This is a genomic window from Hamadaea tsunoensis DSM 44101 (assembly GCF_000428945.1).
Lineage (GTDB): Bacteria > Actinomycetota > Actinomycetes > Mycobacteriales > Micromonosporaceae > Hamadaea > Hamadaea tsunoensis.
This window is the reverse complement of sequence record NZ_AUAX01000016.1, coordinates 32,774-57,699: the sequence shown is the minus strand read 5'-3', so window position 1 is coordinate 57,699 and position 24,926 is coordinate 32,774. Positions and strand designations below refer to the sequence as shown.

Below are 24,926 nucleotides of genomic sequence, written 5' to 3'. Positions count from 1 at the left end.
GGCCGGCCCCTGGGAGGTCCGGTCAGACTCCGGTGATGAGGTGCACCGCGAGGTCCGCGCTGAACGTCCCCGCCGGCACCGTCGGCGCGATCCCGCACTGCCCGTCGGAGTCCCCGGGCACCTTCACCCACAGCAGCAGTTCGGCGCCGCCGCCGACCTGGCTCACCGCGCCGAGCTTGCGGCCCGCCGGGTTGCACCACTGCCCGTTGCCGCCGTTGCCGTTGCGGCTCGTGTCGATGACATAGGGCTTCGTGTACGCGTACCGCGTCTGCAGGCTGCTGTTGACGGAGTTGCCGTACGTGGTCGTCTCGGCGGTCGTGTAGTAGTTCGAGACGTTGAGCGAGAAGCCGCGCACGTTGCCGACGCCGGCCGCGTACAGCCGCTGGGCCATCGTGTCGGCCGCCACCCAGCCGGCGTTGCCGCCGTCGAGGTACGCCCACGTGTTGGTGGCGTGGTCGCGGAACTGCTGCGTCGCGTACACGAGCATGTCGTTGCGGGCCGCGATGGCCGCGGTGTCCATGCAGCTGAAGTCGCCGAGGGCGTCGGGTTCGAGGACGACGATCGCCGGGCGGTTGCCGATGGCGTTGGCGAACGCGGCGATCCAGGTCTTGTACGCGGCGACCGACCCGGCGCCGCCGCCGGACTGCCCACCGCAGGCGTCCCGGCCCGGAATGTTGTACGCGACCAGGATCGGCAGTTTGTCGGCGGTGTCCGCGGCGCCGACGAAGCCGGCGACGGCGGTGGTGATGTCGCCGCTCCAGTTGCCGAACCAGCGGGCCATGGGCTTGCTCGCGATGCCGGCCTGGATGGTGGCGGCGCGCGAGTCGGCCGGGTTGGCCGCGACCCAGGTGGCGGGGTTGGAGTTCGGGTCGACGTAGAAGCCGCTGGTGAGGCCGATCGGGTTGGGACCGGCCAGCAGCGACACATTGTCCACATAGAACGTGTAGCCCGAGCCGCCGCCGAGCTGGAACAGCACCTGGCCGGCGGTGGTGGTGAGGGTCGAGGTGAACGCGAAACTGAAGTGCTTGGCCGTGGTGGTGAGCGCGATGGCCTGGTTGAGCGTGCCCGTGTAGGGGGACGCGCCGAGCTGCACGACCGTACGCGCGGTGACCGCCGCCGAGGCCGACGCGTCGAACGAGAGCACGTAGGCCACCCCGCTCTGCAGCGGTACGCTGCTCTGCCCGACCTGGGCGTCCCACGGGTTCGCCGTCCCGCCGGTGACGACCGCCTTCAACCGTCCGGTGTCGACGGACACGGCGGTGTTGGCCGAGTTCCACCAGCCGGCGGTCCCGTTGGCGAACGTGCCGTTGACGACGACCTCGGTCGAGGCCGCGGCCGGTGTCGCCGGGAGCAGGACCAGGGCGCTCGCGGCGGCCAGGGCCAGCGCGGTGCGGAGCGTACGGGGGCGTTGCATGGCACCTCCAGGTCGGAAACGTTTCCAGGAGGATGCCGCCCGGCCTCGGCAATGTCAAGATTGTCGATCCAGTGCGGGCGCCGGGAACCCCGGGAACCGTCTGCTCATGCCTGGAGTCGTACCGGGCATGAAGCGTGGTCTTGCTCTGATCGCCGTCCTCCTCGTGGCCGGTTGCGCCGGACGGGCCGGCGGCGACACCGCCGTACCGGCACCTGCGCCCACGGTGTCGCCGGCGCACCTCGTACCCGACGGCTACACCGGCCGTTTCCAGGTCACCGCCGCGGTGCTGGAGAACGCGCAGCACGGCCCGCAGCTGTGCACGACGATGGCCGACTCCTATCCGCCCCAGTGCGGCGGCCCGGACGTGGCCGGCTGGCACTGGGACGGCGTCAAGTACGAGTCGGCGGTGAAGTCGAAGTGGGGCTCCTACGTCCTCGTCGGCACGTTCGACGGCAAGACCTTCACGCTGACGCAGCCTCCGCGTACGCCTGACGAGCCGACGTCCACTCCGGACGGTCAGGTGAAGTCCACGACGCCGTGCCCCGCGCCCGCCGGCGGCTGGAAGCCGGTCGACGCCGCCCGCGCCACCGACGCCACCTTCAACGACGTCGTGGCGAAGGCGAACGCCGACAAGGACTTCGGCGGCCTGTGGATCGACGAGCCCGCCGCGGCCCTCGACCTGACACCGCACAACGATCCGCGGCGGATGGTGCTCAACGTCCGGTACACGAAGGATCTCGCCCGGCACGAAGCGGACCTCCGCAAGATCTGGGGCGGCGCGCTGTGCGTCTCGCCGGCCCGGCACACCGAGGCGGAACTGCGCCGGATCCAGGACGAGCTCACCAAGGAGCCCGGCGTCGTCACCAGCGGCACCGAGCCCATCTCCGGTGTCGTCACGGTGGGGGTCTACGTCGCGAAGGAGAGCCTGCAGCAGGACTTCGACACGCGCTTCGGTTCGGGCGTCGTCGTGCTGGAGGGACTGCTGACGCCCCTTGACTGACGCCGGTCACCCGAGGGCGACGACGCGGAGACGAGGCGGCGCATCGAGATGATCGCCGACACCTGCCACCGCATCCCGTACCCCGAGGAACTGCCGGCGGTTCTCCGGCCTTGGCTGATCCGGCGGTATCTTCGCGACTCCTGGGGATCCATGACGCCCAGCGGCCGGCAATGGTGCCGCGAACGCTCGGCCGATCTCGACCGGCCCGTGCCGATCGCCATCAACCGGATCCTGTCCCGCGGGTGAGCCCTCGGTACCGACCTGACCGGGCGGAAGCCGCCGTGGAACGCCGGCCTCGGGTGGCGCGACACCAACCGCGCCACCCGAGAGCCGTCAGGCGAAGTTGAAGATCGGCGGAAAGGCCAACACCACAACCGCCGCCCACACCCCGAACACTCCGAGGTACCGCGTCTGCCACAGCTCCAACGCCCCGAACCCGTTGCGCCGCCGGATGAACCTCAGCAGCAGCCAAGCCGCCCATCCCAAGTTGGCCAGCAGTACCAGGTTCTCCCCGAGCGCCGCCGTCTTGTTGGCCGTCAGCCCGAACTCGCTGATCCGCCCGATGATCGTCACCAGTACCACCAGGTCGACGATCAACGCCGTCCCGACCAGCGCCAGTTGCAGCTTGTCGAAGATCCCGGGCGGCGCGAGGCTGTCGCGGGCGGAGATCGCGTACAGGAGGAGGCCGAGGATCACGACGAGGAGCAGGTCGAACAGGATCAGCACTTCACGCTCGACCTGCAGGCCGTTGGAGGTCCAGATGATCCCGACGAGCAGCGCCAGCAGCGCCGCGGTGAACAGCGGCGTGAAGACCTTCGTCAGGACCGGCGCCATGTTCTCGATCACCGCCTGCTTGGCCTCGACCAGCCAGGCGGCGACCACGACCGCCGCCATCGCGCCGCACGGCACCACCCAGGTGAAGAGGACCGGCCCGGCCTCCAGGCCGATCGCCGCGAAGGTCCCGCCGGTGAAGGCGACGAGCACGCCGCCGCCGAGGGCGAGCAGCACGTAGTAGATCAAGCCTTCGCCGATGAACCGGATGAAGTCCATCCGCCGCTGCTGGTTGCGCCAGTCACCGCCCGTATAGGCGACGCCCGCCGCGAGCAGCAGCACTATCGGCAGATGGATCGCCGCCAGCCACAAGGTCTGTCCATCAGACTTCATCGGGTACGCGTTGACCGCCACGGCGCCGACCACGAACACGGCCGCGAGTACGCCGATCGTCTTCGTGCTGACCCGCCGCCGGTACGCCAGGTACGCGGTGAGCGGGGCGAACGCGAACAGCCCGAGGTTGCGGGCGTAGAAGTCGCCGTCGCCCTTGGTCCAGTCGAGCCCGAACAGGGCGGGGATCTTGAACGCCACCGCGGCCGCCACGGCGAAGGCCACCATGATCGCGATGTCGCGGCGGGAACGCGTACCGCTGGGGGTGGTGGTGTCGCCGGAGAGGACGAGCTGCTTCCAGAGCCGGTCGGAGTGTTCGCGGGCGAATTCGCGGGACAGTTCGTCGAGCGCGCCCATCCGTTTGACGGCGATGAGGAAGGCTTCGTCCGGTTGCAGCCCGGCCGCCACCAGATCGTCGATCCGGCCGCGCAGGTGGTCTTCCAGCTCGTCCGCGTCCGGCTGCCGCAGCTCCTGCCGCCGGTGCACGTACGCGCGCCACTCGGCGATCTGGGCCTCCAGATCGTTGCCGCTCTCCACGGTCATCGGGTCACGCCTTTCATGCCAGTGTGGGGATCGGTCGCAGTGCGGGGCCGGAACTCCAGACCCCGCGCAGCGCGTCGACGACCGCGGTCCACTGGCGGCGGTGCTCGGCGAGCTCGGCCTGGCCTTGGTCGGTGATGCGGTAGTACTTGCGCCGGCGTTCGCCGGGCGGGCTGTGCCAGGTGGACTCGACGTGCCCTAGCCGTTCCAGCCGGTGCAGGAGCGGGTAGAGCAGGCCGTCGGTCCACTCCAGGTGCCCGCCGGAAAGCTCGTTGACCTGCTTGAGGATCGCGTAGCCGTAGCTCTCGCCGTCGGCGAGGATGCCGAGGACGAGCGGGGTGGCCGAGGCCGCGACCAGATCTTTCGTGATGTGCACGGGAGCCGCCTAACCCTAGAACTGCGATACATAGTAGTTCTAGGTATGGGGTCGTGTCATCCCCCCGGTGAAAACGTGATCCGGGGCAAGGTCAGTCCTCCGGCGGCAGGACGCCGACCTCTTCCAGCCAGGCCGTGTTGTCCCGGTGCCGGCGGAGGCCGACGGCCTCGAACTCGTCGTGGTGTCCGGTGGCGTCCACGCCCGCGTACCGCAGGGCGCGGGAGATCGGCGACCCCTCCGGCGGGAAGTCTTCACCGACGGGGACGTGCACTGGGCCGAAGCCGAGCGTGCCGTCCCGCCAGACGGCGGCGGACTGCGAACCGACGCCGCCGAAGTAGTCCGCCTCGGCGTAGATCACCGGGCCTTGCCGGGACCAGTCGGCGAGCGTGGCGCCGAAGTCGCCGGGCAGGAGCCAGAACCCGAGACTGTCGCCGTCCAGGACCGTCACGCGGTCGTGGAACTCCGCCGTCATCGGCATCAGCGCGAAGCCCTGGGAGAGGTCGACGACATGCATGCCCGCCGCCGGGTCGGCCACGCTGCGCAGCAGCGCCGCCGGCGCGATGACCGCCTGCAGGTCATAACCCATGACGTCCTCGATCCGTCGTCAGGAGAGCGGGTCGCGCGAGAGTACCTCGACGCACGTGACGGTCAGGAGGCGATGCGCAGGTTGGCCATGTCGACGACGGGACGGTAGCCGAGCGCCGTGTAGATCTTGTTCGACGTCGGGTTCGCCTGGTCCGTGAACAGGCAGGCCCGGACCCCGTCCGCTTGCAGGCGGCGGGACGCCTCCGCGACGGCGGCGCTCGCCCAGCCGTTGCCCCGCTGGGCCGGGGGCGTGTAGACCGGGCCGATCCGGGCGACGCCGAAGGCCGGTGTCGTCACGCCGGTGACGTGCACGGGTACGCCGGCCGCGTCGACCCAGAACCACAGGTTGCCGGACTCGATACGGCGGGCCGTCTCGTCGCGGTCGGGCATTTCGTCGGATGCGGCATCGGTCGGCCGCCCGGCCTGCTCGTCGGCGTCGTGGTGGAACGCTTCGAGCCAGCTCTGCACCAGGTCGACCTGGTCCGGTCGTACCTGGCGCAGCTCGCCGGGGACGGGCGCGGGCGGGACCAGGTCGCCGAGCTCGAACAGTCGTGTGTGGACCTGCACCTCGACCTTGCCGCCGTCGAGGCGGGCCAGTTCGGCGGCGCACAGCCGCACCGCGGGCAGCGCGCCGTTGACGCCGAGGGTCTCCTCGCCGCGCTCGTGGAGTGCGCGGGCCAGGCCGACCGCGGCCTCGTCGGGCATCGGCAGCAGGAACATCGGATAGGGCACGAACGGCGCGGTACGCATACCGGCGCCGACGATCGTCCCGCGGGCGTCGCGGACGACCAGCCACCAATCGCGCTCCGGCAACGGTACGCCCTGTTCGACACGGGTGACCGAGCGCCGGGCGACGGTGGTGACGACCGTGCTGAGAACCGGTTCGGCGGCCAGGTGCTCACCGGCCGCGGCGAGGAACGCGGTCGGATCGGCCAGGAATTCCAAGGTCAGGCCGCCGGCGGGGTAGGTGCTCATGCCACGCAGGTTAGCCAGGGAGGTGCTGCGGGCCAACAGGATTTCGGGTCCGCCGCCCGGGCTCGGCGAGCGTACGGCGATTGTCCTACATGAAGTAAGACCTCCATTGTTTTCAGCAGGGAAATCAGTCGATTCCAGGGCTTCCGCTGCGGTCGTCGTCGGGCGTATCGTGAGCGCACTCATCCGCGTATCGACACGGATGAGTCAGCCGGCCGCGGGTGTCGAGCACCCCTGGGCGCCCGTGTGCCGCCGACCCCTCACGAGAGGATCCCCATGCACCTTTCCCCCGGGCGCGCGATCCGCGCTGGTGCCGTCACCGGCCTCGCCCTCGCCGCCGCCCTGACCTTCCTCGCGTCCCCCGGCGCCTCGGCGAACGAGTACGCGGGCAAGCCGCATCCCTTCGGCGGCCGGTCCTACCCGACGCACGCGCACGCGGCCGCGGCCGCTCGGCCCAATCGCAACAACCTGTCCTATGGCGGCGGTGTCGACGGCATCGGTGTGACGACCGGCTCGCCCAGGGTCTACGTGGTGTTCTACGGTTCCCAGTGGGGCACGGCGGGGACCGACGCGAACGGCTACGTGACGCTGTCCGGCGATCCGAAGGGCATGGCACCGCGGTTGCAGGCCATGTACAAGGGGCTGGGCACGAACGGCGAGCTGTGGTCGGGTGTCATGACCCAGTACTGCGAGGGCGTCGCGAAGGGTTCGCAGACCTGCGCGAGCGGAACCGCGCACGTCGCGTACCCGACGAGCAACGCGCTGGCCGGCGTCTGGGTGGACACCTCGGCCGCGTCGCCCGGTACGGCGACCGCCCGGCAGCTCGGTGACGAGGCCGTACGCGCCGCGGGCCACTTCGGCAACACGACGGCCGCGGCGAACCGCAACGCCCAGTACGTGATCGTGTCGCCGACCGGTACGCACCCGGACGGATTCGGCCCCTCCGGCCAGTTCTGCGCGTGGCACGACTACAACGGCGACCCGTACGTCGGCTCGCCTTCGTCCTATGGGGACATCGCCTTCACCAACGCGCCCTACGTCACGGACCTCGGCACGAGCTGCGGGCAGAACTACGTCAACTCCGGCGCGGCGGGCACGCTCGACGGTGTGACGATCGTGATGGGGCACGAGTACTCCGAGACCATCACCGACCAGAACCCCGCGGGCGGCTGGACCGACAGCCGGGGTTCGGAGAACGCCGACAAGTGCGCCTGGAACGGCGTGGGCGGCACCGGCGGCGCGCAGAACGTGAGCTTCTCCACCGGTTCGTTCGCCATGCAGGGCACGTGGTCCAACGACTCGGCCAACTGCCGGATCTCGCACGCGATCGTGTCCTGACGGCTGCACCGCAGACCCTTCCTGGGGGACGGGGCGGGGGCGCGCGCTCGGCGTGCGCCCCCGTCGTTCGTCTTGTCTGTCTTACATCGTGTAGGAATCTAATGCTCTGAGCAGCATCGATGTCTTGACATTAATGTATGCAGATTTATAAGCTTCCGCCGATTCCACCAAGAGTGGCTCACCCCTGGACGGCCCGCGCGTACCGGCCGGGCCGGCCATCGGCCAGAAGGGACAACGATGAGGCAATCACAGCGCATCCGCGGCTGGGTCGGTCGCGCCGCCGTGCTGGCGGCCGCCGGCGTACTCGCCCTCGCCGGATCGCAGGCGCTCGCCGCGACCGCGCACGCCGCCACCGGAACGGCGAACCCGTACGCGCCCGGCTACCAGCACCCCTACCGGCACGGAGCGGTACCCACCCGCGAGAACAAGACGCGGATGGACCAGTGGCGGGCGCAGAACGGCAGCGCCCTGGCCTCGGCGGCCAACCTCAACTACGGCGGCGGCGTGGACGGCATCGGCGTCACCACCGGTGCTCCCAAGGTCTACCTGGTCTTCTGGGGCTCGGGCTGGGGCACGTCGAGTACCGACGCCAACGGCAATCTGACCTTCTCGGCCGACGCGTCCGGCGGCGCGCCCCGCCTCCAGCAGATGTTCAAGGGACTGGGCACCGGCGGCGAGCTGTGGTCCGGGGTGATGACCCAGTACTGCGACGGCACCACCACCGGATCGCAGACCTGCTCGGCGGGCAACCCGCACGTCGGCTACCCGACCGGCGGCGCGCTCGCGGGCGTCTGGTACGACAACAGCTCCGTCGCCACGACGACCACCGGCCACCAGATCGCCGTCGAGGCGGTCAACGCGGCCGGGCACTTCGGCAACACGACCGCGGCGTCCAACCGCCTCACCCAGTACGTGATCCTCTCCGCCCACGGCTACCACCCCGACAGCTGGAGCTCCTCGGCGGGCTGGTGCGCCTGGCACGACTGGAACGGCGACAGCACGCTCACCGGCGGCGCCGCCAGCTCGCCCTACGGCGACATCGCGTTCACCAACATGCCGTACGTGATGGACCTCGGCACCAGCTGCGGCCAGAACTTCGTCAACTCCGGCTCGGCCGGAACCCTGGACGGGTACACGATGGTCGAGGGGCACGAGTACTCCGAGACCATCACCGACCAGAACCCCGCGGGCGGCTGGACCGACAGCTCGGGCGAGGAGAACGCCGACAAGTGCGCCTGGCGCAACCCCGGTACGCAGGGCGGCGCGGCCAACGTCGCGATGGGCAACGGCTCCTACACCGAGCAGGGCACCTGGTCCAACGACACCAACGGCGGCAACGGCCAGTGCGAGATCAGCCACGCGATCGTCGGCGGGGGCGGCACCGGCAGCGTGACCGTGGCCAACCCCGGTAGCCGGTCCGGCCAGACCGGCACGGCGACCAGCCTCACGCTGACCGCGTCCGGCGGCGTCACCCCGTACACGTGGTCGGCGACCGGCCTGCCGCCCGGCCTGACCATCAACTCCACCAGCGGCGTCATCTCCGGCACGCCCACGACCACCGGTACCTACACCGTCACGGCCACCGCCACCGACAGCACCACGCCGATGCACCTGTCCGGCAGCGCCACGTTCACGTGGACCATCACCACGCCGGGCTCCTGCGGCAGCCCCGGCCAGAAGCTCGGCAACCCGGGCTTCGAGACCGGCTCGGCCTCGCCCTGGACGGCGACCTCCGGCGTGATCAGCAGCAGCTCGACCTCCGAGCCCGCGCACGGCGGTTCCTGGGAGGCCTGGCTCAACGGGTACGGGAGCACGCACACCGACACGCTGACCCAGGCGGTCGCGCTGCCGGCCGGCTGCACCACCTACAGCCTGGCGTTCTATCTGCACATCGACACCGCGGAGACGACCACCACCACGGCGTTCGACACGCTGAAGGTGCAGGTCATCGACGGCTCCACGACCACCACGCTGGCCACCTACTCGAACCTGAACAAGGCGAGCGGCTACACGCTGCGCTCGTTCAGCCTCGGCACCGCGTACGCGGGGCACACGATCACCGTGAAGTTCCTCGGAGCCGAGGACGCCTCGCTGCAGACGTCGTTCGTCGTCGACGACACGTCGCTGAACGTGTCCTGACCGGTCACCACCGGCCGGGGGTGTGGCCATACGGCGCGCCTCCGGCCCGGCCGCCTCTCAGCAGCCGCACCCGGTCAGGAAGCCGATCAGGGCCGCGGTCGCCCGGGCATCGGCCGCCACCAGCGCCGCCGTCCCGCCGACCGCCGCGGCTGTCAGCAGCAGCGGTCGCGTCGCCGGCAGCGGCGCCAGCAGCGCCCGCACCCGGTCCACCACGCCCAGGTCGTGGAAGCCCGGCAGGCCCGCCGGTGTCGCACTCGCGGCCAGCGCCGCCGCCGCGAGCGAACTCGCCGACAGCCGCCGGTCGCCGACCGCCGTCGAGGCGTACTCGTCGGCGCAGCGTTCACACAGGTACGCCACGATCGGCCGGACCGGCCGCAGCAGCGGGTTGACGGCCGCCGCGACGGTGGTCGCCAACCGGAACGCGTGGTGCCCGAACCGCAGGTGCGCCCGCTCGTGCGCGAGGAGCACGCGCCGCTGCCGAGCGGACAACGCCTGCAGCATTCCCTGTGTCACGACGATCCGGCCCGGCCGGCCCGGTACGCAGAAGGCGTACGCGTCGGGAAGCGGGAAGACCACGAGGGTGCCCGCCCGGCCGGACAGTTCGCGGGCGACCCGCCGCCGGCGGAGCGCGGACACGGTCAGCGACCAGGCGGACAGCGCGACGGCGGCGGTGAGCGCGACGAGACCGGCGATGGCCTCGGCGTCCAGGACCGGTTCGGCGTCGCCGGGACGCTCGGCCCCGAGATCCTCGGCGAGGCTGCCGGCGAGCACGACCGCCGACCACAGCGTGGTCGCCGCGACCACCACGCAGCATCCGGTGATCCACCAGAGCGCGGGCCGTGGTGGTACCCGCCGGACCAGCCAGCGGGCGAGGACCGGGATGACCGCGGCGACCAGCACGGGCAGGTACAGCAGCCTCATTCCGGTGGCTCCTGGGCGAGCAGTTCCCGCAGCTCGCGTTCGTCGGCGGCGCTGAGCACCTCGACGAAGTTCTGCAGCACCGACCGTCTGTCCTGAGAGGACTCCAGTGTCCGGCGCATCCGCTGGGCGGCGTCGCGGGCGGCGTCGTCGACCGCCGCGTACGCCGGCCGGCCCGCGTGGGTGACCCGGCGGACGCGGCCCTTCTTGGCCAGCCGCGACAGGATCGTGTGGACCGTTTTGTACGCGAGGTCGTCGGCGAGTTCGGCGTGGATCTCCGCCGGCGTGCGGGGGACCGTCGACGCCCACAGGGCAGCGAGGATCTCCGCTTCCAGCTCTCCCGGCGCCCGCCGGGATCCGTCCGCGGCCATCGGACCTCCCCTCCCGGCCAGTTGTACGGACAGCCTCGCCACCTGTCAACGCCCGGCGTCCCGGCGCCGTGCCGTCAGCGCCGCCAGGCCTCGGCGAGCCGGATGCGGGCGCCGCCGCGGACGATCGCGTTGCGGTAGACCCGCGACGACACCCAGACCAGCAGCGGGATCGCCGCGATGATCCCGGCCAGCGCGACGCCCACCTGCCAGGCCGGTGCCACGCCGAGGGCGAGGCGGATCGGCATGAGGGTGGGGGAGAACAGCGGGATCATCGACATCACCGCGACGAGCGCCGAGTCGGGGTGGCTCGGCAGGACCGAGACGCCGACGACGTAGCCGATGACGAGGAGCATGAGCACCGGCGTGATGACCGCGGCGACGTCCTCCTGGCGCGAGACGAGGGAGGCCGCGCCCGCGAAGACGAACGAGTACGCGGCGTAGCCGAGCAGGAACCAGGCGACGAGCCACAGGACGCTGCCGAGGGCGGCGTGCGCGGGCAGGGTCAGCGAACCCGTCGCGAGGCCGGCGGCCAGGCCCGCGGCGGCGATGACGGCCACCTGGGCGAGGCCGACGGTGCCGAGGCCGAGGACCTTGCCGATCATGAGCTGGCGCGGGCGTACGGTGGCCAGCAGCAGCTCGACGACGCGGCTGCTCTTCTCCTCGACGACGCCCTGGGCCACGGCCTGCCCGGTGAGCAGCAGCGCCATGTAGACCAGGACGCTGGTCAGGATGCCCAGGGCCAGTTGCTGCGGGTCCGTCTGCCGGCGCGGCGCGAGGGCGGTCACGGACACGCTGCTGCCCGCGATCGCACCGTCCACTGTGGCGGGATCGCCGCCGAGGGCGCGTACCTGCTGGTCGAGGGTGGCGCGCTGGGCGAGCAGGCGCAGGCTGGAGCGCAGGTCGTCGGGCAGGTCGGTCTTGACGACGACGTCGACGCGGGTGCCCGCCGCGGTGACGAGCGCGTCGAGCGACCCGTCGAGCACCTCGGCCCGTCCGGCGGACTCGTCCACGCTGTGTACGCGTACTCCCGGCTGGAGAGCGGCCAGCTGGACAGCCAGCGCCTCGGCGGCCGGGGTGAGACCGACGTCCTGCGCGGACGGCCCGCCGGCGGTGAGCTTCGCGGTGACCGCGATGCCGACGAGGATGAGGACGCTGACGACGGTGGCGATGCGCAGGACCTTGGAGCGCAACCGGGTGACGATCTCGCGGCGGGTGATGAGCCAGACGGTCATGCCGCTTCCTCCTGACGGGACTTGATCTGCGGAGACTCGGTCTCCTGGATCGAGACGATGTGGCGGAATAGGTCGGTGAGCGACGGCCGGCGGCGGGCGAACTCGCGCACGGGCCCGGCGGCGAGCGCGGCGGCGAGGACGGCCTGGTCGTCGGCGCCGGGGGCGAGGGCGAGACGGGTCAGGTCGTGCTCGTGACCGAGCACGGTGACGCCGGGTAGGCCGGCGGCCCAGCCGGGTGGCGCGGCGCCGCGCACGACGAGTTCCTCGGTGCCGCCGGCGCGCAGCTCGTCGACGGTGCCGGCGGCGACGGTGCGGCCCCGGCGCACGATGCCCACCCGGTTGCAGAGGCGTTCGACCAGGTCCAGCTGGTGGCTGGAGAAGATCACCGGTACGCCGGCGGCGGCCTTCTCGCGCAGCACCCCGCTCATGACCTCGACCGCGACCGGGTCGAGGCCGGAGAAGGGCTCGTCGAGGACGAGGATCTCGGGGTCGTGCACGAGCGCGGCGGCGAGCTGGACGCGCTGCTGGTTGCCCAGCGAGAGGGTGATGACGTCGTCGTCGCGGCGGGCGGCGACGCCGAGTTTCGCGGTCCACGTGTCCACCGCCGTACGCGCTTGCGCCACCCCCATCCCGTGCAGCCGCGCGAGGTAGGTGAGCTGTTCGGCGACCCGCATCCGCGGGTACAGGCCGCGTTCCTCGGGCATGTAGCCGATCCGGCGGCGGGTGTCGAGGTCGACGGGGCGGCCGTCCCACGTGACGGTGCCCGTGTCGGCGGCGAGGACGCCGAGCACGATCCGCATGGCGGTGGTCTTCCCGGCGCCGTTGCTGCCGACGAGGCCGAAGATCTCGCCGGCGCGGACGGAGAGGGTGAGGTCGTCGAGCGCGACGGTGTCGCCGTAGCGCTTGGCGAGCCGGTCGAGGCGCAGTTCCCGGGTCATGATTAATGTGATATCACTATGATAGACTTCAGGGCAATGCCGATAAGGGAGCTGTCATGACCGAGGGCGCGTACGCCGAAGCCACCACCTACACCGAACGGCGGACCGACGGCCTGCCGGGCCTGCCCGTGCTGTTCGCCGGGATCGCCGTGCTGATCGGGGCGGGCTTCCTGCTGAGCACCGGGAAGGACGCGGCCGTCGTCGCAGGCATCGCGCTCATCGTCGTCACCGTGATCGTGCTGGTCGGGCTGACCCCGGTCTCGCCCGGCCAGGCCCGGGTGATCCAGCTGCTCGGGCGGTACACGGGCACCGTCCGGCGTACGGGGCTGCGCTGGGTGAACCCGTTCACGACCCGGCGGCAGACCTCGACCCGGATCCGCAACCACCAGACGCCGGTCACCAAGGTCAACGACGCCGACGGCAACCCGATCGAGCTCGCGGCGGTCGTGGTCTGGCAGGTGACCGACACCGCCAAGGCGGTCTTCGAGGTCGACGAGTTCGAGGCGTTCGTCGCCATCCAGGCCGAGACGGCCGTGCGGCACATCGCCAACACCTACCCCTACGACGCCCACGAGGCGGGCCAGACCTCGCTGCGCGACAGCGCCGACGAGATCACCCAGAAGCTCGCCGAGGAACTCGGCCTGCGGGTCGCCGCCGCCGGCGTCACGGTCATCGAGGCCCGCCTGTCCCACCTCGCGTACGCGCCGGAGATCGCCCAGGCGATGCTGCGCCGCCAGCAGGCCAACGCGGTCGTCGCGGCCCGGCAGCGGATCGTCGAGGGCGCGGTCGGCATGGTGGACATGGCCCTCACCAAGCTGTCCGAGGACTCCATCGTGGACCTCGACGAGGAGCGCAAGGCGGCGATGGTGTCGAACCTGCTGGTGGTCCTGTGCGCCGACCGCGACACCCAGCCGGTCGTCAACACCGGCACCCTCTACCACTGAGCAGCGGGCCGATGGCCGAGCGGAAGAGCATCCTGCTGCGCCTGGACCCCGCCGTGCACGACGCGCTCGCCCGGTGGGCGGCCGCCGACCTGCGCAGCACCAACGCCCAGATCGAGTTCCTGCTCCGCAAGGCGCTGCAGGCGGAGGGGCGGCTGCCGGCGGAGGCGGGCCGCATGCGCAAGCCGGGCCGCCCCCGGCGGGAAGAAACCGAGGACGGCCCGGAAGAAGACTAGAAGGCGCGAGCGGCGCCAGCGGGTGAAGGACTCGCTGGCGCCGCAACCGATGCCGGGTTCTCCGAGAAGGTTCTCCGAGAAATGCCTTCAGGGCCGGACGGTCGCCGCCCACCCGTCCGGCATGTCGGGGATCTCCAGCGGAAACCGGTGCACGACGACGGGCGCGTCGAGCACCGCGGCGAGCACCGCCGCCGTGTGTCGATAATGGACGGTGCCGGCGTGGCGGGTCAGGGCGTCGTCGCTCGCCCACTGCTCCACCAGCGCCATCCGGGCGGCGTCGTTCGGGTCGGCGTACACGCGGAAGCGGTGGCAACCCGGTTCGGTCAGGGTCGGTTCGATCATCGCTTCGAGGGCGGTGCGCAGCCGGTCCTCCCGTCCCGGCCGCGCCACGAACTCGGCCACCACGAGCCGCGCGCTCACGGCCGCACCGGGCCGGTCCCCGCGCCGGCGGCGGTGACGGCCTCGGCCACCTCCGCGACGTCGGCCGCGGACAGGCGTACCGCGCCCGCGCCGAGCCAGCCGTCGACCTGCTCCCGGCGACGGGCGCCCACGATGGCACCGGTGACACCCGGCCAGGCCAGCACCCAGGCGATCGCCACCTCGGCGACACTGACGCCGTGCCGCGCGGCGATCGGCCGCAGGGCGTCGGCCACCCGCAGATTCGCCGTCAGCCCGCTGGTGAAGTCGGCGTGGGCGGCCCGCCAGTCGCCGGCCGGCAGCCCGGCCACCCGCTGCGCGGAGAAGGCCCCGGTCAGCAGCCCCGACTGCAGCGGCGAGTACGCGATCACGCCGGTGCCGTGCCCGTGGGCCCAGGCGATCTCCGCCGCCGCCGACCGGTTCAACGCCGAGAAGGGCGGCTGGATCGCGTCCACGTGGGCGATCCGTTCCGCGGCCGCCAGCTGCTCGACGGAGTGGTTGGACAGGCCGATGGCGCGTACCTTGCCCTCGGCCTTCAGGTCGGCCATCACCTGCCAGTACTCCTCCAGCGGAGTCGCCCGGGGCGAGACCGCGCCGGTACCGTCCCCGGCGTACTCCAGCGACTCGCCGGTGTCCGGCCAGTGCACCTGATAGAGATCGATGCGCTCGACGTCCAGCCGCCGCAGGGAATCCTCCAGCTCCCGGCGTACGCTGGCCGGCGCCATGACACGCCGGGGCGCGGCCAGCCGGTCCTCGGGATCCCAGACGAGCCCGGCCTTGGTGAAGACGAACGGGCGGTCGGCGGCGGGCAGGTCGGCGATCGCCTTGCCGACCAGCTCCTCGGAGTGTCCGAGACCGTACACGGCGGCGGTGTCGATCCAGTTGACGCCGGACTCGACGGCGTGGCGGATCGCGGCGACGGAATCGGTGTCGTCGGTGGCGCCCCAGCCGAACCGCCAGTCGCCGCCGGCCACCGCCCAGGAGCCGAAACCGACCCGGGTGATGTCCATGCCGGTCGATCCCAGGGGCAGTGTGGGGATCTCGTTCGCAGTCACAGCTCTGTGCTCCTTCGCTCTCGCCGGGGGTTCCCGGCGCCGGGCCCGGTGGCCCGTCGAGATCCACTCTGGCCGCCGCGGCACCGGCCACCCAGAGCCGAGCCGTGCCTGGGCATGGCATGACCAGGCAACCGCCGCCGGCCGTTGGGCATACTGGCCGCATGCTCCTGGACCGACGCGCCGAACTCGGCGAGTTCCTGCGCTCCCGCCGGGCCCGCATCAACCCCGACGAGGCGGGGCTGCCCGACTACGGCGGCCGCCGTCGCGTACCGGGACTGCGCCGCGAGGAACTCGCCCTGCTCGCGGGCGTGAGCGTCGACCACTACGTACGCCTGGAGCAGGGGCGTACGCTGCACTTCTCCGAGGCCGTCCTGGACGCGGTCGCCCGGGTGCTGCGGCTGGACGGCACCGAACGCGAGCACCTCTACCGGCTGGCCCGCCCCTGGTCCGGCCCGGCCGCCGAACCCCAGCGCGTACGCCCGGCCCTGCAACGGCTGCTCGACTCGGCCGGCGACGTCCCCGCGTACATCGTGGGGCGCAACGTCGACGTGCTGGCCTGGAACCCGCTCGCGGCCTCGCTGATCACCGATTTCGGGGCCCTGCCGGTCGCCGAACGCAACCTCGCCCGCCTGGTCGTGCTGGACGAGGGCGTACGCGCCCTCTACGCCGACTGGCCCGCCAAGGTGGCCGACGTCGCGGCGTACCTGCGGCTGGACGCCGCCCGGCATCCCGACGACCCGTACACCGCGGCCCTACTGGCGGAACTGACCGAGGCCAGCCCGCAGTTCCGGGCCGCGTGGGCCGAGCACGGGCTCAAGGACAAGACGCACGGCAGCTACGTCTACCGCCATCCCGTGGTCGGCGAGCTGGAGCTGAGCTTCGAAGCGCTGCGTTTCCCCGACGAACCGGACCAGGCGCTCGTCATGCACATCGTCGAGGCGGGTTCGGCGTCCGAGACCGCTCTGCGCCTGCTCGCGGCCTGGGCGGCGGACGAAGGCGTACGCCGGTAGCCACGCCGCGTACGCAGGGGCGCGGTCACCCAGCGAGGAAGCCGGCCAGTACCGACGGGTCCGTGACGAGGCCGCGGGCGGTGTCGACGAGGCCCACGTTGTTGCGGCGGCTGTACTGCCGGATCAGCTCGAACGCTTCGTCGACGCCGATACCGCGGGCCTGGGCGACGGCGCCCTTGGCCTGCTCGATGATGATCCGGCTGTTGAGGGCGCCCTGCAGCTGCTCGGTGAGGATCTCGCCGCGCCGGATCGCCCTTTCCTGCAGGAGCCCGATGGAGGCGACGTCGGCCAGCGCCTGGATCACCTGGATGTCGCCGCCGTCCAGGCGGCCGCCGACGCTGGCGCTGAAGACGTTCAGCACACCGATGCGCTCCGTGCGCAGGCGGAGGGGGAAGGCGTGCACCGAGCGGAAACCGGCGGCCACCGCCCGCGGCGCGAACACCGGCCACCGGCCGGCGGCCGCGCGGAGATCCTCGTTGACGACCGGCTGGCCCTGGCGGAACGCGTCCAGGCACGGGCCCTCCTGGGCCTGCGCCTGGAACAGCTCCAGCAGTTCGACGGACTCGTCGGAGGCGGCGGTGAAGGCCAGCCGCCCCCGCTGATCGGCGATCAGGAGGCCGACCGGGGACTCGTCGAGCATGTCGGCGATGCGGTCCGTCAGCATGTGGAAGAACTCGATGAGATCGAACTCGTCGACGAGGGTGTCGGCGACCTCCACGAACACCCGCGCCACTCGGTCGGCGGAGATGGCGGTCATGGCTGTGCCTCCTTCATCGTTCCTGTCTGGCGGCTGAGGTCGTTCACTGCCGGTCCTGGTCGAAACTCAGCCGGCGGGCGACGACGTCGGCGGCTATCTCGGTCAGCGGCCGGTTCTCGGCGTAGGCGCGAGCGCGTATGCGGGCCATCGCCTCGGCCAGGGGCACCTTGAGCTGGACCATGACCATGCCCTGGGCCTGGAAGAGGACCGTGTTGACGCCCAGGCTGTCGCCGAGCCCGTCATCCGCCGCGGTGGGGTGCCGGTGCTCCTCGCCGTCGAGCAGGCTGGCGACGGCCGCGTCGGCGAAGGTCAGGCACAACGCCAGGGCCTCGTTCGACAGCGATCCGGGCTCGCCTCGGAAGACGTCCAGTACGCCCAGCCGGGCTCCGCCGGTCTGCAAGGGGAAGGCGAAGACCGCCCGAATGCCGCCGGCGTGGACCTCGGGCGCGTAGACGGGCCAGCGCGCCATCTCGTCGGCCAGGTTCGGGACCAGGACGGGCACCCGCCGCTCGAAGGCGTCGATGCAGGGTCCCTCGCCCAGGGTCAGCTGAAGATCTTCGAGGCGCTCGGTGGCCGGATCGCTCGCGGCGCTCATCCCTCGCACGCCGTCCGGCGCCATCACGGTCATCCCCACACCGTGAGCGTCGACGGCCCTGCCGACTGCCGTGCAGAGCCGCCGCATCGTCGCTGAGAGGCCGGCTGGGCCCCGGTCCGCGACCGGCTCGGCGGCGATCAGCGCGTACACGCGGGTGACGTAGTCATCCACCGGATCGTTCACTCCGCCTGAGGGGCGTCATGCTTCCGGCCATGTCCGCACCCTTCTCTGATGAGGCGCGGCCCGCCCGTACCGATGGTCGGGTCGACTGGCGACTACTCGCACACTGACCGTAACAGTTCCGAGTCCGGCCCGCCGCGTAGGCGTCGCGCTGTCCGGATCCACCTATGCGCGGACAATGGCTGGCCATCCGGGCCAATCGCGTCACACCGTGGCTACAACGCATTGGATATAGGCATGCCGGGCACCATTCGGTGATGGGCATATCGACGATTGTCATCGAGGTGAACCGCCGCAACGCCTGCCACGGCGACTTGGCACCGCATGTCGGATGCGTACGCCGTCGATGCGTGCTTAGTATGTGGGCGAGCCTCTCGCGGCTTGGCCGCAGCTCGGCGAGTCAGCGCCGCGAGTCGGTTCAGCGAGTCGGTTCGGCAGGTCGGTTCGGCAATCAGTTCCACAGTCGCTTCAACTCGTTATTCAACGCGTTGCTGCATTCCGCTCCAGACCCCGGCGGACCGGTGACGGCTGTCCGAAGTGGGTCATTATGAGTGTCGATCGATATGACAGGACCAGGCTGCCCTGGTTCGGCCGGACGGATCCGGCGATCATCTGTGACGGCGTACTGCGGGCGCTGGTCGGCCGGTGCGCGCAGGGCGACACCGAGGCGTTCGCGGCTCTGTACGCCTGCCTGCTCCCCGACGTGACCGAGGCGCTGGCCGACCTGGACGCCGGAGCCGGCGGCAGGAGCCGGATCGACCGGAGAACGGCCGAGGTCGTGACGGCGGGGGCGTACCTGGAACTGTGGCGGCAGGCCGCTTCCCATCTGCGTACGGGCGGCCCGCCGATACGCTCCTGGATCCGCGAGGCGACGTGCCGCCACGTCGCCGAATACCGGCGGCGCAGTCCATGGTCGGCGCAACGGGCGGCCGATGAGGATGCGGCCTGCCGCCGGCTGGCCGAGCTGCTCTCCCGCGGCGAGGCGGGGCAACGGGCGCAACCGCCGCCGGCGCGTTCGCGGGCTGTCCGGGGCCGTCGTCTGTGGATATGGACTCGATCGAACACCCGGCGAGCACGCTGACCGCGCTCGCGCCGCGCTCACGGCAGTGTGCGGACCGGCCGTCGGCGGACAGCCCCCGAGACTGTCCGCCGACGACGAAGAGGAGCCGGCCGGCACTCAGCCGCAGTGCTCGAACGGGCTGGTGTAGGTGGTCGAGCCCACCGAGCCGCCCCACTTGACGCAGACCCCGGGCGCCGACCGCTTCACCGGGCCCGCGTAGTACCCGTAGCTGCCGGAGTCCGTCGTCCGCGACGAGCCCTGCGGTTCGAGGAACGCCGAGACGGCGCTGGCCGTGCCGACGTTGGTGTACTTCAGGGTGACGACGCAGTTGTTGCCGGTGCCGGAGTTGTAGAGCAGGAAGACCTGGCCGGCCGAGCCGAGCGCGGCCGAGTCGATGGTGTCGAAGCCGCTGCCGCAGACCTCCTCGGCGCTGTACGGGTTGGAGCCGCCGCAGTTGCTGCTGGTGATCGCCTTCTTCTGGCCCAGCGACACGGTGACGCCGTCGACCGTGGGGCTGGTGTCGACCACGCCAGACGAGTTGCGCTGCTCGTAGTGCAGGTGCGGCCCGCTGGCGTCGCCGGTGGAGCCCACGACGCCGATCTTGGTGCCCTGCGCGACGGACATCGTCGAGCCGGCCGCCTTCACCATCGACGACATGTGCGCGTAGCGGGTACGCGTACCGTCGCTGTGGACGATCTCGACCCATTTGCCGTAGCTGACCGAACCCGCGTCGTAGAAGTGGGCGGTACCGGCGGCGGAGGCGCGGACGTTCTCGCCGTTGATCGCGTCGCTGCCGTAGGTCTGCCAGTCGATGGAGCCGGCCGGATTGTGCCCCGGCGACCAGTTGTTGGCGTAGAAGGTCTTGCCGCAGTCGAACGGCGCCTTGTGCGCGATCGCGGCGTGCGCCGGTGTCGCGAACGGAATCCCGAGCAGCGACGCGGCGAGCAGGGCGAGTACCCAGCGCAGCGAGAATCGGACGTGCGGTCGGCCGTGAACCATGAGCGCTCCTTCGCGGACGGGCGCCGGCGCCGGGTGGCGACGTGCGGCGGCTCGCCCGATACATCGACAATGATCGTGATTCTCGGCGGCCGCGCTTCAGGATCCCTCCAGACGATCTACAGACTTACGTCGATGGAGTGACACGGCCGGCAGCGTTCGTCCCTCATCTTTGCTTGAATCGACATCGTTGACGCCGTCGGCGTACGGAAGGGCGGTCATGTCGGAGCTGCGTTTTCGAATCCTCGGCCCGACCAGCGTCACCCGCGACGGCCGCGACCTGGACCTGGGCAGCCCCAAGCAACGGACGCTGCTGGTCGCCCTGCTGCTGGAACCCGGCCGGGTGCTGCCGCTGCGCCGGGTGCTGAACCTGCTGTGGGCCGATCCGCCGAGCTCGGCGACCGCCAACGCCCGCACGTACGCGTCCGGCCTGCGCAAGGTGCTCGGCCCGGTACTGCACGCGCGCGACGGCGGCTACCTGCTCGACGTCCCGGCCACCGACGGCGACCTGGGGGAGTTCACCGCGGAAGTGGCCGCGGCCCGGCTGGCCCGCGCGGACGGCGACACCGCCGGCGCGCAGCGGCGCTACCGGCGGGCGCTGGGCCTGTGGCGGGGATCCTGCGGCGAGGACCTGCCTTCCGACGCGCCGCTGCATCACCAGCTGCTCACCATCACCGAACGCCGGGCGGCCGCCCTGGAGGAGCTGGCCGACCTGCGCCTCGAACAGGGTGCCGACGCCGACCTGCCGGCCGAGCTGCGTACGGTGCTGGCCGACCATCCGACCCGCGAAGGGCTGTGGGCCCGGCTGATGCGGGCACTCGCGGCCACCGGCGACACCGCGGGCGCCCTGGAGGCGTACCAGCGGGCGCGGGCCGAGCTGTCCGACCGGCTTGGCGTCACGCCCGGCGCGGAGCTGGAGGAACTGCACCGCTCGATCCTCAGCCGCGATCCGCTCGTCGCGCCGGCGCGTACGCCGGTCCCGCCGCGCGCGGCCGGGTCCGTGCCGCACGAACTGCCGCCGCGGCCCGCCGTCTTCGTCGGCCGCACCGACACCGTCGACCAGCTCGCCGCGACGGCCACCGGGGAACGCCGCGGTCCGGTCGTGCTCGCCGTCGACGGCCCCGGCGGGATCGGCAAGTCGGCCCTGGCCGTCGAACTCGCGTACCGGCTGGCCGACCGGCACGCCGACGGCGAGGTCTACGTCGACCTCCAAGGCGGACGGTCGGGCCTGCGCGCCGTCGCCCCGGCCGAACTCCTGCTGCGGCTGCTGCGCTCCTGCGGCGAACCCGCCCCGCCGCACGAGGACCTCGACGGCCTCGCGGCCCGCTGGCGCAGCCTCACCCATGCCCGCGACCTGCTCGTCGTCCTCGACAACGCGCTCGACGCGGAGCAGGTGCGGCCCTTGCTGCCCAACGGGTCCGGCTGCACCGTCATCGTCACTTCGCGGCGGCCGCTGACCGTCCTGGATCTGTCGGCCCGGCGTACGCTGTCCATTCTGGACATCGAGGCGTCGGTCGCCGTGCTGCGCGCCCACACCGCCGGCGACGAGCACGGCCTGCGCCGGGTCGCCGAACTCTGCGGCGGCCTCCCGCTCGCCCTGCGGATGGCCGCGGCCCGGCTCGGCGCCCGCGCGGACCTCGCCCCCGAGGACTTCGCGCGCCGCCTCGCCGACGACCGCCGCCGGCTGTCCGAACTCGGCCAGGACGCCGGCGTACGCGCAACCTTCCGCTCCAGTTTCGTCGCCCTCGCCGACAGCGCCGACCCCGTCGACCGGGCCGCCGCTCGGCTGTTCTGCCTGCTCGGACTGCTGCCGATGTCGACGTGCGCGGTCGAGGGCACGTACGCCCTGATCGACGCGGACCCCGAGCACGGCGACGCGTGCGTGGCGCGCCTGGTCGACCTGCAGCTGGTGACCAGCGACCGGGGCCGCCTGGGCCTGCACGACCTGCTGCGCCTGTACGCCCGCGAACTGGCGCAGACGGAGCTGCCGCCGGGGGAGGCCGGACCGGCGCTGCACCGGGTCGCCTGGTTCTACTCGCAGTCGGCCGGCCTGGCCTGGCTGCACATCCGCCCGCTGGCCGGCCGCCCGCTGCCGCCCTCGCCGCTGCGCCGGGCGCAGGCCCTCGACCAGCCGTCGCGCGAGGCGGCGCTGCGCTGGCTGACCGAGGCCGCCCCGTCGCTGCGCGAGATCGTGTTCGCCCTGCCGGCGCTGCCGGACGTCCCGACCGCCGTCGGCGTCGAGATCCTGCGCCACCTGGTCAGCTTCGACGGGATCGCCGGCACCTTCCGCGACACCCTCGCGGTGGCGCCCCGGGTCGCGCAGGTGGCCGCCGAGCGCGGCGACCCGGCGGCGGAGCTGGTCGCGTACCGGCTGATCGCGATCAACCTGCAGCGGCTGCGTCGCTACCCGGAGGCCCGGGCGACCGTCGCGCCCGCCGTCGACCTGCTGCCGCTCATCGAGGACCCGGTCGAGCGGATCACCACGATGAACACGTTCGGCATCTTCCAGACCGAATGGGGGGACCACGACGACGCCGAGGCCACCCTGCTGTCCGGCCTCGGCCAGGCCCGCGAGCACGGCGTACGCCCCTGGATCGCCCTGCTGCTGCACAGCCTCGGGATGCACTACCGCGTACGCGGCCGGCCCGACCGCAGCATCCCCCTGCTCAGCGAGGCGCTCGACATCCGGCAGTCGTCGAAGGACGAGGTCGGCGAGACGTACACCCGGATGCAGCTGGGCAAGGTGCTGCCCGCGGCCGGTGAGCTGGCCGCGGGGCTGTCGCACCTGGACGCCGCGCTCGCGGCCGCCGAGCGCATGAACTCCCCCGAACTGGTACGCGAGATCCGCATGGACCGCATGGAGGTGCTCTCGACCGCCGGGCGGATCGGCGACGCGGCGGGGGAGCTGCGGGCGGCGCTGGAGGTGTGCCGGCGGCTGGACGACGAGGCGCTCACCGCGGAGGTGCTGCGCGAGGCCCGCCGCCTGCGCGTCCCGGTCTGACGGCGGGCGGACTACACCACCGGTCGTCAGCTTCTGGGTTGACGACCGTCGCTGTCCTGGAAGAAGGACAGCGGCGGCACGGTGAAGACGCAGCTGTGCCTCTACCGGGACGCGGGCCAGCCGGAGACCTGCGGCGACGCCTTCTGAGCGGCCCGATTCGAGCGGCGCGGGCGGGGTGGGCGGCCACTCCGCCCCGGCGGCTCAGGCGTCGAAGGTCCACCTGGTCGGCGACGTCGTGAACTCCGCCTCGATCAGGCCGAACGCCGTCGCCGGCCGGACCCGGAAGCAGGCGTTGGCGGCCGGGTCCAGCATGTCCATCCCGTACGCGGTCCCGTACTTGGCGTTCTCCACGTCGAGCACCGTGCGCAGCGTCGCCAGGTCGGTGACCTGTTCCGCGCGGCCCTCGACGACCACCGGCTCGCGCGGGTTCTCGGTGGTCAGTACGCAGCGCGGCTCCGCGAGCAGGTTGCGGGTCTTGCGGGAACCGAGCGAGCAGCTGAACCACAGCGCCCCGTCGTGCCACATCGCCCACACCGGCATGACGTGCGGCCCGCCGTCCGGGCGGGTCGTCGCGAGCCAGTAGGCGTGCGAGGAGCGCAGCCGCTCCAGCGCCCACGTCCAGGTCAGCAATCCGTCACCCGCCGGAGCGACTCCGTACCCCGGCATATGCGGTCTTGCGGACCTCGGCCCCTCCATAATCAATGAATGGTACGTGTCGCGTCGTTCAACCTGAACAACCTGTTCTCGCGGTACGACTTCCTCGGGGAGGTCACGGCGTTGCCGGCCGCTCCGCACGCGGGTGATCCGCCGGTGGAGATCGTGACGCAGATCGATCCCGGCGATCCGGCCGGCGCGAAGTTCCGCACCTTCAAGGGCCGCCTGGTGAAGGGCAAGCCGGCCGCCGAGCGTACGAAGCTGGCCGCCCGGATCGGCGCGCTGAACGCCGACGTGCTGTGCGTGCAGGAGGTGGAGGACGTCACGACGCTGACCGCGTTCGCGCAGACGGACCTCGCCGGGCTCGGTTACGCGCACGTCGTCCTCGTCGAGGGCAACGACCCGCGCCTGATCGACGTCGGCGTCCTGTCGAGGCTGCCGATCGGCGGGGTCACCTCGTGGCGGCACGCCGTCTTCGCGCCGTCGGACACCGAGGCGGTGTTCAGCCGCGACCTGCTGCAGGTCGAGATCCTGGCCGCCGACCACAGCCGCAAGCTGCTGACCGTGTTCAACACCCACCTGAAGTCCCAGTTCTGCGACTTCACCGAGGATCCGGTGACCTGCCAGCAGCACAACACCGATCTGCGTACGCGCCAGGCGGCGACCGCGGCCCGCATCGTCAACGAGCAGACCCGGCCGACCAGCCGCTACCTCGTCTGCGGCGACTTCAACGACCGGCCCGGCTCCGCCGCGCTGACCCCGCTGGTCCGCGATCCCGAGCTGAAGCTGGTCAACGGGCTGGCCCACGCCGTGCCGGACAAGGCGGCGCCGAAGGACCAGCCGCCCGCTCCCGACGAACCGTGGAGCGACCGGTACAAGGAATCCGGCAAGCCCGCCGACTACGCGCTGCTGGACCAGATGTGGCTGTCGCCCGCGCTCGCCGCGAAGCAGACCGGTGCCGGCATCGGGCGGCGTACGCACCTCGGCGGGGACGGCAGCGACCACGATCCGGTCTGGGTGGACGTCGACCTCTGAACCGG

General features: G+C 71.8%; 24 protein-coding genes. 9 read left to right on the top strand and 15 right to left on the bottom strand.

The features are described from left to right. Positions 1 to 22 precede the first annotated feature (22 nt). A complete protein-coding gene (locus G401_RS0122145) occupies positions 23 to 1,414 on the bottom strand; it encodes a glycoside hydrolase family 6 protein (protein ID WP_027344217.1) in 1,392 nt (463 codons plus the stop codon). A gap of 106 nt (positions 1,415 to 1,520) precedes the next feature. On the opposite strand from G401_RS0122145, the gene G401_RS53135 reads away from it, so the two are divergent. After that, positions 1,521 to 2,414 (top strand): hypothetical protein, encoded by an 894-nt coding sequence (locus G401_RS53135; protein WP_157546107.1) that lies wholly within the window; start codon positions 1,521 to 1,523, stop codon positions 2,412 to 2,414. Positions 2,415 to 2,747: 333 nt separating this feature from the next. On the opposite strand, the gene G401_RS0122130 is transcribed toward G401_RS53135, so the two are convergent. The 4 genes from G401_RS0122130 to G401_RS0122115 all read right to left on the bottom strand — a co-directional run bounded on the left by G401_RS0122130 (position 2,748) and on the right by G401_RS0122115 (position 6,051). Then, positions 2,748 to 4,118, bottom strand: a complete 1,371-nt coding sequence (locus G401_RS0122130) for a permease prefix domain 1-containing protein (RefSeq protein WP_027344215.1) — start codon at positions 4,116 to 4,118, stop codon at positions 2,748 to 2,750. A gap of 13 nt (positions 4,119 to 4,131) precedes the next feature. After that, positions 4,132 to 4,491 carry a PadR family transcriptional regulator gene (locus G401_RS0122125; RefSeq protein ID WP_027344214.1) on the bottom strand — a complete coding sequence of 120 codons (360 nt, stop codon included), beginning with the start codon at positions 4,489 to 4,491 and terminating at the stop codon, positions 4,132 to 4,134. Between the two features lie 91 nt (positions 4,492 to 4,582). Beyond that, positions 4,583 to 5,077, bottom strand: a complete 495-nt coding sequence (locus tag G401_RS47525) for a hypothetical protein (protein WP_034592654.1) — start codon at positions 5,075 to 5,077, stop codon at positions 4,583 to 4,585. 62 nt (positions 5,078 to 5,139) lie between these two features. Beyond that, entirely contained in the window at positions 5,140 to 6,051 is a 912-nt protein-coding gene (locus G401_RS0122115; RefSeq protein ID WP_027344213.1) for a GNAT family N-acetyltransferase, read from the bottom strand. A 273-nt stretch (positions 6,052 to 6,324) separates the two neighbouring features. Between G401_RS0122115 and G401_RS47520 the strand changes: the two genes are divergently transcribed. Both G401_RS47520 and G401_RS54160 read left to right on the top strand, forming a co-directional pair. Further along, positions 6,325 to 7,386: a hypothetical protein gene (locus G401_RS47520; RefSeq protein WP_051366983.1), complete on the top strand. Its 1,062-nt coding sequence runs from the start codon at positions 6,325 to 6,327 to the stop codon at positions 7,384 to 7,386. Between the two features lie 237 nt (positions 7,387 to 7,623). Continuing rightward, a complete protein-coding gene (locus G401_RS54160) occupies positions 7,624 to 9,525 on the top strand; it encodes a putative Ig domain-containing protein (protein WP_064741828.1) in 1,902 nt (633 codons plus the stop codon). A gap of 57 nt (positions 9,526 to 9,582) precedes the next feature. Here G401_RS54160 and G401_RS47505 read toward each other — a convergent pair whose 3' ends face one another. The 4 genes from G401_RS47505 to G401_RS47500 form a co-directional block, all read right to left on the bottom strand. Beyond that, positions 9,583 to 10,446 carry a M48 family metalloprotease gene (locus G401_RS47505; protein ID WP_034592652.1) on the bottom strand — a complete coding sequence of 288 codons (864 nt, stop codon included), beginning with the start codon at positions 10,444 to 10,446 and terminating at the stop codon, positions 9,583 to 9,585. Next, complete coding sequence (locus tag G401_RS0122095) at positions 10,443 to 10,814, bottom strand: BlaI/MecI/CopY family transcriptional regulator (protein WP_027344212.1); 372 nt, start codon at positions 10,812 to 10,814, stop codon at positions 10,443 to 10,445. Before G401_RS0122095 ends, G401_RS47505 begins: the two co-directional genes overlap by 4 nt. Positions 10,815 to 10,888: 74 nt before the next feature. Next, positions 10,889 to 12,046, bottom strand: a complete 1,158-nt coding sequence (locus G401_RS0122090; protein ID WP_027344211.1) for an ABC transporter permease — start codon at positions 12,044 to 12,046, stop codon at positions 10,889 to 10,891. Continuing rightward, positions 12,043 to 12,984 (bottom strand): ABC transporter ATP-binding protein, encoded by a 942-nt coding sequence (locus G401_RS47500; RefSeq protein ID WP_051366982.1) that lies wholly within the window; start codon positions 12,982 to 12,984, stop codon positions 12,043 to 12,045. The genes G401_RS0122090 and G401_RS47500 overlap by 4 nt, the downstream gene beginning before the upstream one ends. Before the next feature lie 56 nt (positions 12,985 to 13,040). On the opposite strand from G401_RS47500, the gene G401_RS47495 reads away from it, so the two are divergent. Both G401_RS47495 and G401_RS0122075 read left to right on the top strand, forming a co-directional pair. After that, a complete protein-coding gene (locus tag G401_RS47495) occupies positions 13,041 to 13,928 on the top strand; it encodes an SPFH domain-containing protein (protein WP_051366981.1) in 888 nt (295 codons plus the stop codon). 11 nt (positions 13,929 to 13,939) lie between these two features. Beyond that, positions 13,940 to 14,161, top strand: coding sequence for a hypothetical protein (locus G401_RS0122075; protein WP_027344210.1), 222 nt, complete (start codon positions 13,940 to 13,942; stop codon positions 14,159 to 14,161). A gap of 87 nt (positions 14,162 to 14,248) precedes the next feature. Here the strand turns inward: G401_RS0122075 and G401_RS47490 are convergent, their stop codons facing one another. Then, complete coding sequence (locus tag G401_RS47490; protein WP_034592650.1) at positions 14,249 to 14,581, bottom strand: putative quinol monooxygenase; 333 nt, start codon at positions 14,579 to 14,581, stop codon at positions 14,249 to 14,251. Beyond that, positions 14,578 to 15,633 (bottom strand): aldo/keto reductase, encoded by a 1,056-nt coding sequence (locus G401_RS0122065; protein ID WP_034592647.1) that lies wholly within the window; start codon positions 15,631 to 15,633, stop codon positions 14,578 to 14,580. Before G401_RS0122065 ends, G401_RS47490 begins: the two co-directional genes overlap by 4 nt. Positions 15,634 to 15,794: 161 nt before the next feature. Between G401_RS0122065 and G401_RS0122060 the strand changes: the two genes are divergently transcribed. Beyond that, a complete protein-coding gene (locus G401_RS0122060) occupies positions 15,795 to 16,643 on the top strand; it encodes a helix-turn-helix transcriptional regulator (RefSeq protein WP_034592645.1) in 849 nt (282 codons plus the stop codon). A gap of 25 nt (positions 16,644 to 16,668) precedes the next feature. Here G401_RS0122060 and G401_RS0122055 read toward each other — a convergent pair whose 3' ends face one another. Both G401_RS0122055 and G401_RS0122050 read right to left on the bottom strand, forming a co-directional pair. Next, positions 16,669 to 17,400 carry a GAF and ANTAR domain-containing protein gene (locus G401_RS0122055; RefSeq protein WP_027344207.1) on the bottom strand — a complete coding sequence of 244 codons (732 nt, stop codon included), beginning with the start codon at positions 17,398 to 17,400 and terminating at the stop codon, positions 16,669 to 16,671. Positions 17,401 to 17,443: 43 nt separating this feature from the next. Continuing rightward, positions 17,444 to 18,166, bottom strand: a complete 723-nt coding sequence (locus G401_RS0122050) for a GAF and ANTAR domain-containing protein (protein WP_034592706.1) — start codon at positions 18,164 to 18,166, stop codon at positions 17,444 to 17,446. Positions 18,167 to 18,722: 556 nt separating this feature from the next. On the opposite strand from G401_RS0122050, the gene G401_RS0122045 reads away from it, so the two are divergent. Further along, positions 18,723 to 19,256 (top strand): hypothetical protein, encoded by a 534-nt coding sequence (locus G401_RS0122045; protein WP_027344205.1) that lies wholly within the window; start codon positions 18,723 to 18,725, stop codon positions 19,254 to 19,256. A 96-nt stretch (positions 19,257 to 19,352) separates the two neighbouring features. On the opposite strand, the gene G401_RS0122040 is transcribed toward G401_RS0122045, so the two are convergent. Continuing rightward, on the bottom strand, positions 19,353 to 20,234 hold the full coding sequence (locus G401_RS0122040; RefSeq protein ID WP_034592643.1) for a M23 family metallopeptidase: 882 nt from the start codon (positions 20,232 to 20,234) through the stop codon (positions 19,353 to 19,355). A gap of 217 nt (positions 20,235 to 20,451) precedes the next feature. Here G401_RS0122040 and G401_RS0122035 point away from each other — a divergent pair, with 217 nt between their 5' ends. After that, positions 20,452 to 23,232 (top strand): AfsR/SARP family transcriptional regulator, encoded by a 2,781-nt coding sequence (locus G401_RS0122035; protein ID WP_027344203.1) that lies wholly within the window; start codon positions 20,452 to 20,454, stop codon positions 23,230 to 23,232. Between the two features lie 201 nt (positions 23,233 to 23,433). Here the strand turns inward: G401_RS0122035 and G401_RS0122030 are convergent, their stop codons facing one another. Further along, positions 23,434 to 23,862, bottom strand: coding sequence for a pyridoxamine 5'-phosphate oxidase family protein (locus G401_RS0122030; protein ID WP_211240803.1), 429 nt, complete (start codon positions 23,860 to 23,862; stop codon positions 23,434 to 23,436). A 75-nt stretch (positions 23,863 to 23,937) separates the two neighbouring features. Between G401_RS0122030 and G401_RS0122025 the strand changes: the two genes are divergently transcribed. After that, entirely contained in the window at positions 23,938 to 24,921 is a 984-nt protein-coding gene (locus G401_RS0122025) for an endonuclease/exonuclease/phosphatase family protein (RefSeq protein ID WP_027344201.1), read from the top strand. The last annotated feature ends 5 nt before the right edge of the window (positions 24,922 to 24,926 follow it).

Excerpts from the sequence above, each read along its gene's own strand:
- G401_RS0122145 (WP_027344217.1), bottom strand. The coding sequence starts at position 1,414 with ATGCAACGCCCCCGTACGCTCCGCACCGCGCTGGCCCTGGCCGCCGCG.
- G401_RS53135 (WP_157546107.1), top strand. The coding sequence starts at position 1,521 with ATGCCTGGAGTCGTACCGGGCATGAAGCGTGGTCTTGCTCTGATCGCC.
- G401_RS0122130 (WP_027344215.1), bottom strand. The coding sequence starts at position 4,118 with ATGACCGTGGAGAGCGGCAACGATCTGGAGGCCCAGATCGCCGAGTGG.
- G401_RS47525 (WP_034592654.1), bottom strand. The coding sequence starts at position 5,077 with ATGGGTTATGACCTGCAGGCGGTCATCGCGCCGGCGGCGCTGCTGCGC.
- G401_RS0122115 (WP_027344213.1), bottom strand. The coding sequence starts at position 6,051 with ATGAGCACCTACCCCGCCGGCGGCCTGACCTTGGAATTCCTGGCCGAT.
- G401_RS47520 (WP_051366983.1), top strand. The coding sequence starts at position 6,325 with ATGCACCTTTCCCCCGGGCGCGCGATCCGCGCTGGTGCCGTCACCGGC.
- G401_RS54160 (WP_064741828.1), top strand. The coding sequence starts at position 7,624 with ATGAGGCAATCACAGCGCATCCGCGGCTGGGTCGGTCGCGCCGCCGTG.
- G401_RS47505 (WP_034592652.1), bottom strand. The coding sequence starts at position 10,446 with ATGAGGCTGCTGTACCTGCCCGTGCTGGTCGCCGCGGTCATCCCGGTC.
- G401_RS0122095 (WP_027344212.1), bottom strand. The coding sequence starts at position 10,814 with ATGGCCGCGGACGGATCCCGGCGGGCGCCGGGAGAGCTGGAAGCGGAG.
- G401_RS0122090 (WP_027344211.1), bottom strand. The coding sequence starts at position 12,046 with ATGACCGTCTGGCTCATCACCCGCCGCGAGATCGTCACCCGGTTGCGC.
- G401_RS47500 (WP_051366982.1), bottom strand. The coding sequence starts at position 12,984 with ATGACCCGGGAACTGCGCCTCGACCGGCTCGCCAAGCGCTACGGCGAC.
- G401_RS47495 (WP_051366981.1), top strand. The coding sequence starts at position 13,041 with ATGACCGAGGGCGCGTACGCCGAAGCCACCACCTACACCGAACGGCGG.
- G401_RS0122075 (WP_027344210.1), top strand. The coding sequence starts at position 13,940 with ATGGCCGAGCGGAAGAGCATCCTGCTGCGCCTGGACCCCGCCGTGCAC.
- G401_RS0122060 (WP_034592645.1), top strand. The coding sequence starts at position 15,795 with ATGCTCCTGGACCGACGCGCCGAACTCGGCGAGTTCCTGCGCTCCCGC.
- G401_RS0122055 (WP_027344207.1), bottom strand. The coding sequence starts at position 17,400 with ATGACCGCCATCTCCGCCGACCGAGTGGCGCGGGTGTTCGTGGAGGTC.
- G401_RS0122045 (WP_027344205.1), top strand. The coding sequence starts at position 18,723 with ATGAGTGTCGATCGATATGACAGGACCAGGCTGCCCTGGTTCGGCCGG.
- G401_RS0122040 (WP_034592643.1), bottom strand. The coding sequence starts at position 20,234 with ATGGTTCACGGCCGACCGCACGTCCGATTCTCGCTGCGCTGGGTACTC.
- G401_RS0122035 (WP_027344203.1), top strand. The coding sequence starts at position 20,452 with ATGTCGGAGCTGCGTTTTCGAATCCTCGGCCCGACCAGCGTCACCCGC.
- G401_RS0122025 (WP_027344201.1), top strand. The coding sequence starts at position 23,938 with ATGGTACGTGTCGCGTCGTTCAACCTGAACAACCTGTTCTCGCGGTAC.